Origin of the sequence: Plantactinospora sp. WMMB782, assembly GCF_049179135.1 — a bacterium.
In the GTDB taxonomy this organism is placed as follows: Bacteria; Actinomycetota; Actinomycetes; order Mycobacteriales; family Micromonosporaceae; genus Plantactinospora.
Genome location: NZ_JBMHMC010000007.1, coordinates 6,896,024 through 6,914,496 on the forward strand (window position 1 = coordinate 6,896,024; position 18,473 = coordinate 6,914,496).

General features: G+C 75.3%; 2 protein-coding genes. Both read right to left on the reverse strand.

Features of this window, described 5'->3' with window-relative positions:
- Positions 1 to 44: 44 nt before the first annotated feature.
- The gene (locus tag ACN28A_RS32890; protein WP_421402061.1) at positions 45 to 287 is read right to left on the reverse strand and encodes an MbtH family protein; all 243 of its coding nucleotides are present in this window, start codon (positions 285 to 287) and stop codon (positions 45 to 47) included.
- A complete protein-coding gene (locus tag ACN28A_RS32895; RefSeq protein WP_421402064.1) occupies positions 284 to 18,424 on the reverse strand; it encodes an amino acid adenylation domain-containing protein in 18,141 nt (6,046 codons plus the stop codon). The genes ACN28A_RS32890 and ACN28A_RS32895 overlap by 4 nt, the downstream gene beginning before the upstream one ends.
- Positions 18,425 to 18,473 lie beyond the last annotated feature (49 nt).

Consider the following 18,473-nt stretch of genomic DNA (forward strand, 5'->3'; position numbering starts at 1 on the left):
ATCCGGGCCGGCGGACCGCTGCCGCCTCCGACAGCGCCGACCGGTCAGCGTTCCGGCTCGGCGGTGGCGGACGCCATCCGTTCCCGAAGGCTGCGGGGCCGCAGGTCGGTCCAGTTCTCCTCCACGTACGCCAGGCAGGCATCCCGGGACTGCGGCCCGTCCGCGCCGAACGCCACCGTCCAGCCGGCCGGAACGTCCACGAAGGACGGCCAGAGCGAGTGCTGCCCCTCGTCGTTGACGAGTACGAGGTACAGGCCGTCCGGGTCCTCGAACGGGTTGGTGGTCATTTCGCGATCCTTTCAGGACTGTCGGCGGCAGCGCCGCCGGGTCGGGTGGGCGGCGGAGATGCCTGGGCGGCGATGTCCGGTCCGAGTGCCGAGAGACGCAGGTCCGGTCGGGCTACCGCCGAGGCGAGCAGCCCGAGCAGGTCCTCGGTGAGCCGGTGCGCGGTCGCCGGGTCGAAGAGTTCGACCGCGTACTCGAGTTCGCCGTGCACCGGGCCGTCGCCGACCGGCTCGTAGAAGCTGACGGTCAGCTCCGTCCGGGTCGTCCCGGTCGGCACCGGCGCGAACCGCAGCACCGCCGGGCCGTCCGGGCCGTCGCCGTCCAGCCGGGCCTCCTCGTGGTGCACGAGCATCACCTGCGGCAGCGCCCAGCCGGCCGGCAGGAGGCGGCGCACCGCGTCGAACGGGACGTCCTGGCGGTCGAAGGCGGACAGGTCCGATTCCCGGACCCGACCGAGCAGCTGGGCGAAGGTCGGATCGCCACCGGCGTCCGTGCGCAACACCAGCGGGTTGACGAAACAGCCGACCAGGTCGGCGAGGGCCGCCTCGGTCCGGCCCGCCACCAGGGTGCCGATCGGCAGGTCCGGTCCGGCCCCGATCCGGTGCAGCAGCGCCGCGAGGGCGGCCTGGAAGACCATGAACATGCTGGTACCGGTCTGCCGGGCCAACTCGTCGACGGCCCGGTGCGCCGCCTCGTCGAGCACGAACTCGATCCGGCCACCGCGTCCGGAGAGCACCGCCGGTCGCGGCCGGTCCGCCGGCAGCGCCAGCCGATCGGGTACGCCGGCCAGCGCCTCCCGCCACCAGTCCAACTGCCGGGCGTACCGGCTGCCGGGGTCGGTCGGATCGCCGAGCAGGGTGCCCGCCCAGCGGGCGTAGTCCGGATAGCCGACCGGCAGGGGCGTCCACTGTGGCGACCGCCCCGCCACCCGGGCCGCGTACGCGGTGCCGAGGTCCCGGGCCAGCGGCACCACCGACCACTCGTCCACGCCGAGATAGTGCATCGTCAGCAGCAGTACCCGGTCGCCGTCCGGGCCGGTCAGCAGCCGGGCCCGCAGCGGCGGCTCCCGGGTCGGGTCCACACCGCCGCCGACCAGCTCGGCGACGAGGTCGTCCAGCGGGACCCGGCTCGCCGGCAGCACCTCCAGCAGCGTGCGTTCGGCCACCGGCACCGGTACCGGCTCGCCGTCGACACCGCCGGCCAGCGCGGTACGCAGCGGCTCGTGCCGCCGCACCAGGTCGGCCAGTGCCGCCGCCAGTGCCGGTACGTCCAGTTCCGGCGTCTCGCCCGGTGCACGACCCGTCCGGTCGGCCGGTCCAGCATCCGGCTGCCCAGCCGGTCCCCGCTCCGTCCGGTCGCGCGGTCCAGCGTCCGTCTGCTCGTCCGGTCCCCGGTCCGTCCGGTCGGCCGGGCCGGTGTCCGGGCGGATCACGAGCGCGAGGTCCCAGCCGGTCCGGTCGGCGGCGTCCCGCCCGGCTGCGGCTCGGTGCAGGTCCCACCAGATCCGCTGCACCGGGGCCGCGACAGGCGCGGTGGCGTCCTCCGCCGGGCGCAGCGGCGGGCGCTCCGCCACCGCCCCGGCGAGCCGGTCGGCCAGCCCGGCCACCGTCGGCGCCTCGAAGATGTCCCGGACCGCCAGGTCGACGCCGAGGGTCGCCCGGACCCGGCCGAGCAGCCGCATCGCCGCCATGGAGTGCCCGCCGAGGGCGAAGAAGTCGTCCGAGATCCCGACCCTCGGCAACCGGAGTACCTCGGCGACCAGGTCGGCGAGGACCTGCTGTGCCGGTGTGACCGGGGCGTCCTCGCCGGTCAGCGCCGCCCAGTCCGGCGCCGGCAGGGCACGCCGGTCCAGTTTGCCGTTCGGGGTCAGCGGCAGCGGCCCGGCCAGCACCAGGATGGCGCTCGGCACCATGTAGTCGGGGAGCAGTCCGGCGGCGTGCGCGCGTACCTCGGCGGGGTCGAGCGGTCCGGCGAGCGGTCCGGCGGCCGGCACGACGTATCCGGCCAGTCGGGTCAGGTCGGCGGTGCGGTGCACCACCACCGCGGCCTGGCGTACGCCCGGGTGCCGGGCCAGCACCGCCTCCACCTCGCCCAGCTCGATCCGGAAGCCCCGGATCTTCACCTGGTCGTCGACCCGGCCGAGGAAGTCCAGGATGCCGTCCGGCCGCCAGCGTGCCCGGTCGCCGGTGCGGTACATCCGCGCCCCGGGCGGGCCGAACGGGTCGGCGACGAAGCGCCCGGCGGTCAACCCCGGACGGCCCAGGTAGCCACGGGCGAGACCACGCCCGCCGACGTACAGCTCGCCGGCCACCCCGGGCGGGACCGGGCGGAGTCGCTCGTCCAGGACGTACGCCCGGGTGTTCGGGTCGGGCACCCCGATCGGCACCGGACCGGACCAGTCCGGCTCGGCCGGCCAGAGTGTCGAGTTGACGGTCGCCTCGGTCAGCCCGTACGCGGCGTGCAGCCGCAACCGCCGCGCCCACCGTCTAACCAGGTCCGGCGGTACCGTCTCGGTGCCGACCAGCACGACCAGCCCGGCCGGCAGCTGGCAGTCCGGCGGCAGCGCGGAGACCAGTGACGGCGGCAGGATCGCGTGGCTCACCCGTTCCCGTTCCAGCAACTCCACGAGCGGCCGGCCGGGTGCCCGGGTCTCGTCCGGGGCCACCACCAGCCGGCCACCCGCGCAGAGTGCCATCGACAGCTCGAAGGCGAAGACGTCGAAGCCGGTCGAGGCGAACTGGAGTACCCGGGCGTCGGCGTCCACTCCCATCCGGTCCACGGCGGTCGCCACCAGGCTGCCGATCCCCTCGTGCGACACCACGACCCCCTTGGGCCGGCCGGTGCTGCCGGAGGTGTAGATGACGTACGCCGCGTGGTCGAGCCCGGCCGGTGCGGTCCACCCGGTCCGCGCGGTCGGTGCGGCCGGTGCGGTCCGCGCGGTCGGTGGTGACTCCGGCCGGATCGGCTCGACCAGCAGCCGGGTCACCCCGGGCAGCTCCGGCAGCCGCTCGGCAACCTCCGGCGTCGTCACCACCGTTCCGGCTCCGGAGTCCTGCACCATGTACGCCAACCGGTCGCCCGGATGGCTCAGCTCCAACGGCAGGAAGGCGGCACCGAGCCGCAGTACCCCGAGGACCGTCGCCACGGTCTCCAGCGAGCGCGGCACCGCCACCCCGACCACGCTCTCCGGCCCGACGCCGTGCCCGGCGAGCAGTTCCGCCATCCGGTCCGCCTCGACGTCCAGCCGGGCGTACGACACGACGCGATCCCGGTCGACCACGGCGACGGCGTCCGGCGTTTCCGCCACCCGGCGGGCGAACATCGCCGGCAGGGTCTCCTCGGACACCGCCCGCCCGGTGGCGTTGAAGTCGCGCAGCACCCGGTCCCGCTCGTCGCCGACGAAGACGTCGACCTGACCGAGCGGCGCCCCCGGGTCGGCGACCACCGCCCGGGCCAGCCGGAGCAGCCGCTCCCCCAGCAGCGCCACGGTCTCGGAGTCGAACAGGTCGGTCCGGTACTTCAGCAGGCAGTTCAACTCGTCGCCGCCGGATCCGGCCGCGCCGGGTTCGGCCGCACCAGATGCGATCGAGCCGGCGGCACCGGCCGTGGCATCCGGCTCGTCAGCCTCGGCGAAGTCGAATACCAGGTCGAACTTGGCGGCCGGGGTGTCGACCGGTTCGTCGGTGACGGCCAGCCCGGCGAGCCCACTCCAGCCGGCGGTCCGGTTCCGGTGCACCACCATCACCTGGAACAGCGGGTTCCGGGCGACCGATCGGGCCGGGTTGACCGCCTCGACCACCGCCTCGAACGGCACCTCCTGGTTGGAGAAGGCGTGCAGGTCGGTCTCCCGGACCCGGGCGAGCAGCTCGGTGAAGCTCGGGTCGCCGGTCAGGTCGGTGCGGAGTACCAGGGTGTTGACGAAGAACCCGACCAGGTCGTCGAGGGCCTCGTCGCCCCGCCCGGCGATCGGGGCGCCGAGCGGGATGTCGGTGCCGGCGCCGAGCCGGTGCAGCAGCGCCGCGACCAGCGCGTGCACCACCATGAAGAGACTGGTACCGCTGGCCGAGGCGAGCCGGCGCAGCCCCGCGCCCAGCTCGGCGGGAAGCACCACCGACAGTTCCGCCCCGGCCGGATCCGGCCGCCCCGAACGGGACCGGTCGGTCGGCAGCAGCAGTTCCTCCGGCGCCCCGCCCAGCGCGGTACGCCAGTAGTCGAGCTGCCGCGCCGCCAGGCTGCCCGGGTCGGCCGGGTCGCCGAGCAGCCGGCGCTGCCAGAGCGTGTAGTCGGCGTACTGCACCGGCAGGGGCGCCCAGTCCGGTGCCCGTCCCGCCCGCCGGGCCGCGTACGCCGTGCCGAGGTCGCGCAGGAACGGCCGGTCCGACCACTCGTCCGTGGCGATGTGGTGCAGTACCAGCACCAGGACGTGCTCCTCGGTGTACCCCGCCTCGGGGCCGACGGCGACGAGCGTGGCCCGCAGCGGTGGTTCGGCGGTCAGGTCGAACGGTCGGCGCACCGCGTCCCGGACGATCCCGGCCACCTCGTCCGGAGCGGCGGTGACGGTCGCCAACCCCGGTCGGGTCTCGTCCACCGGCAGCACCCGCTGGTACGGCCGGCCGTCCCGCGCCCCGATCACGGTCCGCAGTGTCTCGTGCCGCCCGGCCAGATCGGCGAGTGCGGTACGCAACGCCGACACGTCCAACCTCCCGCGCAGCCGTACGGCGATCGGGAAGTTGTACGCCGCCGACTCCGGTGCGAGCTGCTGGATCATCCAGAGCCGCTGCTGGGCGAAGGAGAGCGGCAGCTCGGCCGGACGCTCGACCCGGACCAGTGCGGCCCGGACAGGCTCGACTCGACCGGTCCCACCGGACGCACCGTCGGTCCCGCCGGCACCGGACCGGGCGGTCGCGTCGAGGCGACCGGCGGCGTCCAGCCGGCCGGTGGCGTTGGAAGGGCCGGTGGCGCTGGAAGAGCCGGTGGCGCTGGAAGAGCCGGTGGCGCTGGAAGAGCCGGTGGCGCTGGAAGAGCCGGTGGCGCTGGAAGCGCCGGCGGCGCCGGGAGAGCCGGTGGTGCTGACGGGGTCGGCGGCGTCGAGGCGGGCGGCCAGCTCGGCGACGGTCGGCGCCTCGAACAGGTCGCGGATCGCCAGCTCGGCACCGAGCACCACCCGGGCCCGGCTGACCAGCCGGATCGCCAGCAGGGAGTGCCCGCCGAGGTCGAAGAAGTTGTCCTCGACGCCGATCTCCGGCACGCCTAGCAGGTCGGCGAAGAGGGTGCGCAACGCCTCCTCGACGGCGGTGGCCGGCGGGCGGGAGGCGGCCGCGCCGGACCGCACGGTCGGAGCCGGCAACGCCGCCACGTCGAGTTTGCCGTTCACGGTCAGCGGCAACCGGTCCAGCGGCACGAGCACGGCCGGCACCATGTAGTCCGGCAGCCGCCGCTTCAGATCGGCCCGGATCCCGGCGAGCACCGCGTCGTCGTCCGGCACCCCCGCACCGCCGCCCTCTGGCACCGTCCACGGTGTCGACCGGACGACGTAGCCGGCGAGGCGGCGTACCGTCGGGTCGGTCGAGGAGTCGACGACCACGGCGGCGTGCGCCACCATCGGGTGCTCGGCGAGTGCGCTCTCCACCTCGCCCAGCTCGATCCGGTATCCCCGGATCTTCACCTGGTCGTCGGTGCGGCCGAGGAAGTCCAGGTTACCGTCCGGCCGGCGCCGGACCAGGTCGCCGGTGCGGTACATCCGCTGCCCCGGCGCACCGAACGGGTCGGCGACGAAACGCTCGGCGGTCAGCCCGAGCCGCCGGTGGTAACCCCGGGCCAGCCCGATCCCGCCGATGTACAGCTCGCCGGGGGCACCGGGCGGCACCAGCCGCAGGTACGCGTCGAGCACGTACGCCCGGGTGTTCCAGATCGCCCGCCCGACGGTCGGGGTGGCACTGTCCAGCGTGCCCCCGCCCAGGGTGTTGATCGTGTACTCGGTCGGCCCGTAGAGGTTGTAACCGGTCGTCGCCTCGGTGTCCCGCAGCCGGCTCCAGACCGCGTCGGAGACCGCCTCACCCCCGAGCAGCACCAGCACCGGCCGGTGCCGGCCACCCGCGCCCCCGGCACCGTCCCGGCCGGGTACACCAGCAGGCTCGCCGTCCCGGCCGAGCGCAGCGTCCGACTCGCCGTCCCGGTCGAGCAGGCCCTCCTCGATCAGGTGGTGCGCGTAGCTGGGGGTCACGTTGACGACGTCGATCCGGTGCCGGTCACAGTAGCCGACCAGCGCCTGCGCGTCCCGGCGCAGCTCCTCGTCGCAGACGTGCACCTCGTGCCCCTCGACCAGCCAGAGCAGCTCCTCCCAGGACATGTCGAAGGCGAACGAGACGGTGTGTGCGATCCGCAGCCGCCGGCCATCGGCCGCCGCCACGGTCGGGTCGAAGATCGCCTCCCGGTGGTTGAGTTGCATGTTCGTCAACCCCCGGTACGGCGTCACCACCCCCTTCGGCCGGCCGGTGGAACCGGAGGTGTAGATCAGGTACGCCGGATGTTCGAGCCGGGCCGGATCGGTCCGGGCGAATCCGGCCGGCAGCTCGGCGTCGGGAAGCGCCCCGCCGTCGAGATCGGCCAGCTCGGCCAGTACCTCCGGGTCGTCGAGCAGCACCGCCGGGGTGTCGGCGGCCGGCAGCCCCGACCGGACTCCGGCGACCGTCAGCAGGCACATCGGCGCGGTGTCGGCCAGCACGAAGGCCAGCCGCTCGGCCGGATGGTCCAGCTCCAGCGGCAGGTACGCGGCACCGGTGCGCAGCACCGCGAAGAGCGCGACCACCATCTCGATGGAGCGGGGCAGGGCCAGCGCGACCACCTGCTCCGGTCCGGCACCCCGGGCCACCAGCAACCGGGCCAGCCGGTTGATCCGGGCGTCGAACTCGGCGTACGTCAGGGTCCGCCCCGCGAAGACCAGGGCGATCTCGTCCGGGGTCCGGGCAGCCTGCGCGGCCAGCAGGTCGGCGACCGACTCGGTGCCGATCGGATGCCGGGTGGCCGCCCACTCCCCGACCAGTTCGGCCCGTTCCGCCGAGGTCAGCAGGTCGAGCCGGCCGACCGGGGTCTCGGGCTCGGCGACCAGCCGGGCCAGCAGCGCCACGAACCGGTCCAGCAGGCCGCGCGCCACCATGCCGGGTATCACGTCCGGGCGGTGGTCCAGGGCCACCCGGAGCCGCTGGGCCGGGGTGACCACCAGGGTCAGCGGGTAGTGCGTGGCGTCCACCCCGTCGACGGCGGCGATCCCGTGCCGGTCCCGCAGCCGGGCCGACTCCGCCTCGTCGACGAAGTTCTGCAACACGTAGAGCGTGTCGAAGAGTCGGGCGTGCCCGGTCGCCCGCTGCACCGCACCGAGTCCGAGGTGGTCGTGCGGCATCAACTCGATCCGCTGCTCGCCCAGCCTGCGCAGCAGGCCGAGCACGGATTCGGTGGGTTCGGCGGTGACGCGTACCGGCACGGTGTTCAGGAAGAGCCCGATGATGTTCTCCACGTGCGGCACGTCGGCGTGCCGGCCGGCGACGGTCATCCCGAAGACCACGTCGGTACGGCCGAGGTGGCCGCCGAGTACCAGCCCCCAGGCGGCGGTGAGCAGGGTGTTCAGGGTCAGCCCGTGCCGGCGGGCCAGTCCGCGCAGCCGGTCGCCGAGCGCGGCCGGCAGTTCGGCGCGTACCCGGTCCGGGACCACCGGGGCCAGGGTCGCCTCCGGGGCGACCAGGGTCGGCTCGGCCAGCCCGGCGAGGGCGTCCCGCCAGGCCGCGCCGGCCCGCTCGGCGTCCTGCCCGGCCAGCCACTCCAGGTGGTCGCGGTAGGAGCCGGCCGGCGGCAGGCCCCGGTCGTCGCCGTCGCTCTCGTAGAGCGTGAAGAGCTGCTCGACGAAGAGTTCCTCCGACCAGCCGTCCCAGAGCACCAGGTGGTGACTGACGACCAGCCGGTCCCGGTCGTCGCCGAGCCGGAGCAGCAGCAGCCGGCAGAGCGGCGGCCGGGTCAGGTCGAACCGGGTACGCCGGTCCTCGGCCATCAGCTCGGTCACCCGGGCATCCTGGGCCTGCGGGTCGAGGCCGGTCAGGTCCACCTCGGTCACCGGCAGCTCGGGGGCGACCCCGACGAACTGCACCGGCTGGGGCAGCCCGACGCTGGCGAACCCGGCCCGCATCCCGGGGTTGCGGGCCAGCAGCGCGGCGCCGGCCCGGCGCAGCCGCCGAAGGTCCAGCCGGTAACCGAGGTCGAAGGCGTCCTGCGCGGTGTAGACGTCCGGCGCCGAGGTGTCGTAGCTGGCGTGGAAGTAGAGCCCTTCCTGCAACGGCGAGAGCGGCCAGATCTCGGCCACCGGCACCGGGCTGGTCCGCTCGACCCGTTCGATCTCGTCCGCACCGAGCGACAGCCCGCCGGCAACCACCGGGCCGTTCCCGTCACGCACTGCGCCCGTGCCCGTGCCCTCGTGCACGGCGCCCGTGCTGGGGCCGGTGCTGGGGCCGGCGCTGGGGCCGGCGCTGGGGCCGGCGCTGGGGCCGGCGCTGGGGCCGGCGCTGGGGCCGGCGCTGGGGCCGGCGCTGGGACCGATGGTTTCGCCGAGGTCGACATCGGTGGCCACGGTGGTGGCGGCGGTGAGCCGGTGCAGCGCGTCGAGCCACTCGGCGGCCAGCCCGGCCACCTCGCGCTCGCCGAGCACGCCCTCCGGCCAGCTGAAGGTCGCGGTGAGCGCCGGACCGGCCGGGGTCTCGGTGGCGACCGCGTCGATCTGGAGCAGGTGGGCCAGGCCCAGCCCGCCGTTGGGCACGGCGATCGCGTCGGACTCGGCGGCCGGCGTCCATTCCTGTCCCGTGCCGCCGGGGAACCGGCCGTAGTAGTGGAACAGCACCTGGGCCCGGGAGAGCCCGGCCAGGATCGGCGCGGTCTGTGCGTTCAGGTACCGGAGCAGCCCGTGCCCGAGGCCGCCGTCCGGGACCGCCCGCAGCCGCTCGTCGACGGCACGCAGCAACGCGAGCGGGTCGGTGCCGGTCGGCAGGCGTACCGGCTGCACGCTTGTGAACCAGCCGACCGTGCGGGACAGGTCGAGGTCGGGTTCGAGTTCCTCCCGGCCGTGCCGTTCGAGGTCGACGAGCAGTTCGGCGGCACCGTCGCGGCCGTGCCGGTCCTGCCAACGGGTCACCGCGAGCTGCAGTGCCGTGAGCAGCACCGCGGTGACCTCGGCACCCGCCGCCGACGGTACGGCGGTGAGCAGCGGCAGCGTCCGCGCCGGATCGAGGTGTACGACGTGCTGCCGGGGCGACCCGACGCCGGTCTGTTCGGTCGCCGTCGTGGCCGCCGCCGGGCCGGACCGTGCCGGCAGCAGTTCGGCGCCCGGGGCGAGTGTCCCGGCCCAGTGCGCCAGTTCGGCCAGCCGTTCGGGGCGCTGGGCGTGCTCGCCGAGCGCTCGGGCGTACCGGCGCAGCGAGGTGCCGACCGGGGCGAGCCGGGGTGGCCGTCCGGCCCGTACCGCCGTCCAGGCGGCGACGAGGTCGGCCAGCAGGATCCGCCAGGAGACGCCGTCGACCGCCAGGTGGTGCGCGGCCAGCAGCAGCCGGCCGGGCCGGTCGCCCGCGTCGAACCAGACCGCCTGGAGCATCCGCCCCTCGTCCGGACTGAGCCGACCGGTGGCGCTGGCCGACTCGGCGGCCAGCACGGTGCGCAGGGCGTCGTCGTCCAGTCCGGCCACGTCGACCCGGTGCACCAGGTCGGCCGCCTGAACGGTGCCGGCCGGAGTCGTCGCGAGCGTCCAGAGCACGGAGGCGATCCGGCGCAGTCGCAACCGCAGCCCGGCGTGCCGGTCCAGCACCGCCGCGAGGACGGCGGTCAGCGACCCGAGGTCGAGTTCGGCGGGTACGACCAGCAGGGTGCTCAGGGTGAACCTGTCGATCGGCAGTCCGGTCTCTCGCAGCCAGTGCACGATCGGCAGCAGCGGCACCTCACCCAACTCGTCCGGATCACCGGGCGACTCGACGACCGGACCGGCGACCGGACCGACCTCCGAACCAGCGACCGATGTGGCCTCCGGACCGACGACCGGACCGGCGGGCGCCGCGCCCCCGGTCGAGGCGGGAGTGGCCGGCGAACCGTTGTCGGACAGGGCGGCGTCGCCGCCGCCCGCCGTGGCCAGCGCCCGTGGGGTGCGGTGCCGGAACACGTCGCGCGGGGTGAGCGCCAGGCCGTGCCGGCGGGCCCGGCTGGAAACCGCGATGGAGAGGATGCTGTCGCCGCCGAGGGCGAAGAAGTCCCCGTCGGCACCGACCTCGGGCAGGCCGAGCACCTCGGCGAAGACTTCCCGGAGCAGCCGCTCGGCCGCCCCGCCCCGGTCGTCCCAGCGGGCCGGGTCCGGTTCGGACGCGCCGGCCCGAGCGGTCGGACTTTCCACACCGGACGGGGTTGGTGCGGAACTGGCCGCGGTACTGCCGGTGAGCGGCTGTGGTGCCGGCAGGGCGGCCCGGTCGAGCTTGCCGCTCGAGGTCAGCGGCAACGCGTCCAGCAACACGAACTGGCCCGGCACCATCGACTCGGGCAGCCCGGCACGGACCGCCGCGCGAACGGCCTCGACATCGGGCCGGACCCCGGCGACCGGCACCAGGTAGCCGACCAGCCCGGTCCGCCCCCGGGCGTCGGCACGGGCGGCGGCGACCGCCTGGGCCACCCCCGGCGCCGTCCGGAGCACCGCCTCCACCTCGCCGAGGTCGATCCGGTGCCCCCGGATCTTGACCTGGTCGTCGCCCCGGCCGACATACTCGAGTACCCCGTCGGTACGCCACCGCACCAGGTCACCGGTGCGGTACATGCGCTGCCCCGCCGGCCCGTACGGGTCGGCGACGAATCGCTGCGCGGTCAGCCCGGACCGGGCGTGGTAGCCGTACCCGAGTTGGATGCCGGCGACGTACAGTTCGCCGGGTACGCCGGGCGGGACCGGCCGGAGGCAGTCGTCGAGTACGTACAGCCGGGTGTTGGCGACCGGGCGGCCGATCGGCACGGTCCGCTCCGCGGCGCCGTCGTTGGCCCACCAGGTGACCTGCACCGCCGTCTCGGTCGGGCCGTAGAAGTTGTCGAGCGCGGTGCCGGTGGCCGCCTGCCAGCGCCGGGCCAGTTCCGGCGACAGTGCCTCGCCGCCGCAGGAGACCCAGCGCAGGGTGGCCGCCCAGCCGGGGTCGGCGGTCAGCTCGTCGGCCAGCAGGAACGCCTCGACAAGCGAGGGTACGAAGGTGACCGCGGTGACCCGGTGCCGGCGGACCAGCCCGGCGAGCCGGGTCGGGTCGCCGGCGGCGTCCTCGCCGGGAAGCACCACGGCGGCACCGGCCGAGAGCGGCCAGAAGATCTCCCAGACCGAGGTGTCGAAGCTGGCCGGGGCGAGTTGCAGCATCCGGTCCGCGGTGCCGAGTCCGAACCGCCGCTGCGACCAGGCGAGCTGGCTGACGATCGCGCGGTGGCCGACGAGTACCCCCTTGGGCCGGCCGGTGGAGCCCGAGGTGTAGATCAGGTAGGCCGGCCCGTCCGGTCCGGTGCCGGCGTCCCGGCCGACCGCGCCCGTCGGCTCCGACCGCCGCCCCTGCTCGACGGGCTCGGCGGGCTCGGCGGGCTCGGCGAGGTCTGCGGGCGGGGCCGACACGAGCAGTTGCGCCACCCCGGCCGGCCGGGGCAGCCGGGCCAGTACCTCCACCGTGCTGATGATCGCCCGCGCACCGGAGTCGGCGAGTACGGCGGCGAGCCGCTCCCGGGGATGCCCGACGTCCAGCGGCAGGTACGCGGCACCCGCCTTGAGTACGCCGAGCAGTGCCACCACCAGCTCGGCCGACCGGGGCACCGCCACGGCGACGACGTCACCGGGCCGGATCCCACGGTCGGCCAGTCGCCGGGCCAGTCCGGCGGCCCGCCGGTCCAACTCGGCGTAGCCGATCCGGCGCTCGCCGTCCAGCAGTGCGACGGCATCCGGGGTCCGGGCCGCCTGTGCGGCGACCATCCCGTGCAGGGTCTGCGGCGGCACCGGCGCGTCCGGACCGGTGAGCCGGGACAGCGCGGTGCCGCGTTCGAGCGCCGGCAGCAGGTCGATCCGCCCGACCGGTCGGCCCGGCTCGGCGACGAAGGTGCCGAGCACCTCGGCCAGGCCGGTACGCAGCAGTCGCAGGGTCGCCGGGTCCACCCGTTCCGGGTCGTACTCCAGGGTCAGCGCCACCGTCTCGCCGGCCGGCGAGACCAGCAGGGTGACCGGATAGTGCGTCGCCTCCCGGAACTCCACACCGGCCAGCGCCAGGCCACCCGGACCACCCGGACCACCCGGACCACCCGGACCACCCGGACCACCCGGACCAGCGTCGACCGGATAGTTCTCCAGCACCACCAGGCTGTCGAACAGCTCGCCGCCGCCGGCCAGTCGCTGGATCGCCGGCAGCCCGAGGTGCTGCGCGTCGAGCAGCTCGGCCTGCTCCCGCTGGAGCCGGCCCGCCAGGTCGACGAGCGGCTCGGCCGGATTCCAGCGCAGCCGGACCGGCACGGTGTTGATGAAGGGCCCGACCATCGCCTCGACACCGTCGAGTTCGGCCGGCCGGCCGGCGACGGTACTGCCGAAGACCACGTCCCGGCGGCCGAGCCGACGGCCCAGTACCACCGCCCAGGCGGCGTGCAGCAGGCTGCCGAAGGTGAGCCCGGCCGCCCGGACCCGACCGGCCAGCCCGGCGGCCACCTCGGCGGGCAGTTCCACGGCGGCCCGTTCGGGATGGAACATCCCGTCGAAGCCCTCCGCCGCCTCGGCGGCGATCCGGGTCGGGCCGTCGAGCCCGGCCAGCGCGTTCCGCCAGGCGCCTTCCGCCGCCGACCGGTCCCGCCCGGCCAGCCACTCCAGATAGCGCCGGTACGGGGTGACCGGCGGCAACCGGTCCGGCTCGCCGTCCGGTGAGTACCGGGCGAACAGGTCCCGCAGGGTGACCCCGGCGGACCAGCCGTCGGTGACGATGTGGTGGTGGGTGAGCAGCAGGCTGTGCCGCCGTTGGGCCCAGCGGACCAGTACGCAGCGCAGCAGCGGCGGCCGGGTCAGGTCGAACGGGGCGGCCCGTTCCGCCTCGGCCAGCGCCTCGAACTCGGCCGCCCGCTCCGGTTCGGGGTACCCGGTCAGGTCGACCTCGCGCCATGGCAGCGCGATCCCGTCCGCGACCAGCTGCACCGGCCGCCCGTCGGCGAGCTGCGGGAACGCGGCCCGCAGCGGGGCGTGCCGGTCCAGCACGTCCTGCCCGGCCCGGCCCAGCGCGGCGGCGTCCACCGACCCGTGCAGCTCGACCACCTGCTGCACCCGGTACGGGTCCCGCTCCGCCCCGGCGGCGACCGCGTGGAAGTAGAACCCCTCCTGCAACGGGGTCAGCGGCAGCACGTCGGCGATCGCCGGCACACTGGCGGCCAGCGTGTCCACGTCGGACTGGCGTAGCGCCAGCAGCGGGAAGTCCGACGGGCTCGGCCCGCCGGCGCCCGGCCGGGCGGCGTGCCGGACCAGCGCCTCCAGCGCGGAGAACCAGCCCTGCGCCAGCTCGGCCACGTCTGCCTCGGACAGCAGCGTCGCCGGCCAGGCCCAGGTCACGCCGAGCCCGGGTCCCTCCGGCCGGTCCTCGGTGAAGGCGTTCACCTCCAGCGTGTACGGCGCCACCGGCATGCCCGCGTCAAAGCCACCGGCCAGCAGGCCGAGACCGGGCAGCGCGGTCCAGCAGCCGTCCGGCGAGGAGTCCACCCCGAACCGGCCGAGATAGTTGAAGCTGATCTGTGGCTGCGGCAGCCCGGCCAGTACGGCCGCGGTCTCCGGGTTCAGGTGGCGCAGCAGCCCGTACCCGAGTCCGTGGTCGGGGATGGCGCGCAGCCCTTCCTTGATCCGCTTCAGTGCCCGGCCGGCGTCGTCGCCGCCGGCCAGCGCCTCGTCGAGATCGACCGGTCCGGGGTCGAGCCGGACCGGGAAGATGCTGGTGAACCAGCCGAGGGTGCGGGACAGGTCGACACCGTCACCGACCTGCTCCTCCCGGCCGTGCCCCTCCAGCGCCACAAGCGCGGGTCCCGGCGTCCCGGTCCCCCGGCGCCGGCGCCAGTCGGTCAGCGCCAGCGCCAGCGCGGTGAGCAGCACGTCGTTGACCCCGGCGGAGAACGCCGCCGGGATACTGGTCAGCAGCGGCGCGGTCTGCTCGGCGGGCAGCCGCAGGGTGAGCCGGCGGACGCTGGCCAGGTCGCCGACCGGGTCCAGCGGGCGGTCGGCCAGCGGTGGGTCGTCGCCGCGCAGCAGCTCCGTCCAGAGTGGAAGCTCGGCGGTCCGCTCCGCCGCGTCGGCGTGCACGAGTTCGGCCCAGCGGCGCAGCGGGGTGCCGACCGGTTCCAGCCGGGGTGTCCGGCCGGCCAGCACGTCGGACCAGGCCGAGGCCAGGTCGGGCAGCAGGATCCGCCAGGAGACACCGTCGACCACCGCGTGGTGCACCAGCACGACCAGCCGGCCGGGCCGGTCCGGGCCGGCGTCCAGCCAGACCGCCTGCACCATCACGCCGGCCTGCGGGTCCAGCCGAGCGCCGGCCGACTCGGCCGCGGTGCCGATCCGGTCCCGCAGCACCTCGTCGGTCAGCCCGGTCACGTCGACCCGGTGCAGCCGGTCCGCCGCCCGCACCGTGCCGGGCGCCGGCACCACCAGCCGGCCCGGGGCCTGCGGGGTGGCCCGGACCAGCCGGGACCGGAGTACGTCGTGCCGGTCCAGCACCGCCTGGAACGCGGCGGCCAGCCGCTCGGCGGTCACCTCGGCCGGTACCCGGACCGCAAGCCACTGCGCGAACGCGTCGATCGGCCCGCCGCAGCCGTCCAGCCAGCGCATGATCGGGGTGAGCGGGAACTCGCCGACCCCGGCGGTGGGATCGTCGACGATCTCGCGGGACAGCGGCTCGGCGACCGGCGCCAGCTCGGCGACGGTACGCCGCTGGAAGACCTGGCGCGGGGTGACCACCAGACCCGCCTGCCGGGCCCGGATGACGAGTTGGATCGAGACGATGCTGTCCCCGCCGAGGGCGAAGAAGTCGTCCTCGACCCCCACCTCGGGCAGCCCCAGCACCTCGGCGTAGAGGGCGCAGAGCACCTCCTCCCGGGCGTCCCGGGGCCGGGCACCGGTGCTGCGCGCCGCGAAGTCGGGCGCCGGCAGCGCGGCCCGGTCCAGCTTGCCACTGGGCAGCACCGGCAGTTCGTGCAGCGGCACGAAGGCGGCCGGCACCATGTGGTCCGGCAGCCAACTGCGCGCGTACGAGCGCAGCTCGGACAGCAGTGCGGTGACGTCCCGGAACGGCGCCGGCCGGTTGGCGTACCGGGCCAGGTCGGTCGGCTCGGCACCGTCCGACCGGTACGCCGGGCCGGCGGGTGCCGCGCCCGGGCGGGTGAGAAGCAGGTCGAGACGGCCGTCGTCGGCACCGGCGGACCAGGTCACCTCGACCTGGTAGCCGTGCCGGGCGGCCAGCTCGTAAACCGCCTCCGGATCGACGCCCGGCACACCTCCCGCCGCCCCGGGCGAGGACGGGGCGGCGGCCGGAGGCGGGTCGACGGGCGAAGGCGGGGCGACGGGCGAGGACGGGGCGGCGGTGAGTTGCCGGTAGGCGGCGAGGTCGGCGTCGAGCCGGGCGTTCGGTACCCCGGTCACCCGGAGCGCGGCCGGCCGTTGCGTGTCGAGTCGCTCGGCCAGCCCGCCGAGGTCGCCGTCCCAGGGCTGCCCGACGGCCGTCTGCTCCACTGTGGGAAGTGCGTCGCCGTCGGCTGCGGTACGCAGCACCACGTCGTACCGGTAGCGGGTGAGTTCGTTGTGCGCCCGGCCGCGCTTCACCACCAGGTCGACCCCGGCGATCGCCGGCAACCCGCCGGCCAGCGCCGGAAAGAGATCGGGGTCGAGCAGCAGCTCACCCTCCCAGTGCAGGCTCTGCTCGACGGCGGCCAGCGCGGCCCGCCGGCCGTCGGCATCCGGCCGGCGGCGGCCCGCCTCGACCGCGGCGCGCAGTGTGCGGTGCAGCCGCAGGTTGCGCACGTCGCCGACGAATACCGTGCCGCCCGGCGCCAGCAGCCCGACCGCCCGGCGCAGCACCTCGGCCAGGTAGTCGACGCTCGGAAAGTACTGGACCACCGAGTTCAGCACGACGGTGTCGAAGAAGCCCGTCGGCAGCCCGTCGGCGACGTCTGCCGGCTGGGCGCGCAGCTCGACCCGGCCGGCCAGCTCCGGCACCGCCGCCACCTGCTCGCGCAGCGCCTCGATCGCCGCCGGGGAGAGGTCGGTACCCCAGTACGACTCCACCCGCGGTGCCACCTTCGCCAGCAGCAGGCCGCTGCCGACACCGAGTTCCAGCACCCGGCGCGGGCGCAGCGCGAGGATCCGCTCGACGGTCCTGTCCCGCCATTCCCGCATCTCGGCAAGCGGGATCGGCAGCCCGTCGTAGCTGCTGTTCCAGCCGGTGAAGTTCTCCCCGAACCGCTCGGTACGCCCGGCGGTGTAGAGCAGTTCGTGCAGCCGCTGCCAGTCGTCCACCCGGGCCGACTCGACCCCGGCGTCCCCCGGCCGGTCCACTGCCGGTACGACGTAGGCGACGAGCCGCGGCTGGCCGTCCCGCCCCGGCCGGGCCAGTACGGCGACCTGGCCGACCGCCGGATGCTGGGCGAGTACCGACTCGATCTCGCCCGGCTCGATCCGGTATCCCCGGATCTTCAGCTGGTCGTCGGCGCGGCCGAGGAACTCCAGCCGCCCGTCCGGCAGCCAGCGGACCAGGTCACCGGTGCGGTAGAGCCGCCCGCCGGCCGGACCGTACGGGTCGGCGACGAAGCGCTGGGCGGTCAGCCCCGGCTGCCCGAGGTAGCCCCGGGCCAGCCCGGTGCCGCCGAGGTACAGCTCGCCGGTGGCGCCGACCGGCACCGGCTGGAGGGCCGCGTCCAGCACGTAGCAGCGGGTGCCCGGGTCGGGGCGGCCGATCGGCACCACCCCGCCGGCCGGGGTGTCCGGGTCACACTCCCCCAGCGTCGAGTTGACCGTCGCCTCGGTCGGCCCGTACGCGTTGAACATCGGCCGACCCGGTGCCCACCGGGCGACGAGTTCCGGGGAGACCCGCTCGGTACCGGCCAGCAGGGTCGCCCCGGCCGGCAGGGCCAGCTCCCGGGGCATCGCGGCGAGCAGGGCCGGCGGCAGGATCATGAACGTCACGCCGTGCCGGTGCGCGTACTCGGTCAGCGCCGGTCCGGGCACCCGACGCTCGGCCGGCACCACCACCAGCCGGCCGCCGGAGAGCAGCCCGAGACAGAGGTCCCAGAACGCCACGTCGAAGCTGGGCGAGGCGAACTGGAGGACCCGGCTGTGCGGCCCGACGCCGAGCCGGGCCCGCTGGGTGGCGACCAGCTTGGCCACCCCGGCGTGCGACACGACGACGCCCTTGGGCCGGCCGGTCGAGCCCGAGGTGTAGATGACGTAGGCCGCGTTGGCCGGGGTCAGCGGTCCGCCCCGGTCGGCGTCGGTGGGATCGCTCGCCGGCAGCTCCGGCCCGGTCCCGCCGCCCGCCAGCGGTTCGGGACCGGTCCCGTCGCCCGCGAGCAGTTCGTCGAGCAGCAGCCTGGGCAGGTCCGGGTTCGCCGGCAGCTCACCGGCCAGTTCCGCCGTGCTGACCAGGCAGACCGGGCGGGCGTCGGCCAGCATGAAGCCGATCCGCTCGGCCGGGTAGTCCTGGTCCACCGGCAGGTAGGCGCCGCCGGCCTTGAGCACCGCCACCTCGGCCACGATCATGTCCACCGAGCGGGGCAGGCAGAGCGCCACCACCCGTTCCGGCCCGACCCCCCGGGCGAGCAGCGCGTGCGCCAGCCGGTTCGCCCGGGTGTCGAGCTGGGCGTAGGTCAGCTCGACGTCCTCGCAGACCACCGCGATCGCGCCGGGTGCCCGGCGTACCTGCTCGGCGAAGAGTTCCGGCCAGGTGGCCGGGGGCGCCGGCCGGGCCGTCTCGTTCCACTCCACGAGGATGCGGTGCCGCTCCGCCCCGGCCGGTCCGGCCGCTGTCGACTCGACGGTCGTCGGGTCGGCGGTCGCGTCGCCATCCGCACGTGGTGCCGCTTCGGCGCGGTTCAGGTCACTTGTGGGCACGACGAAGTACCGCCTCTCGCGAGCGGGTCGGAACGGTGCGGACGGGGCG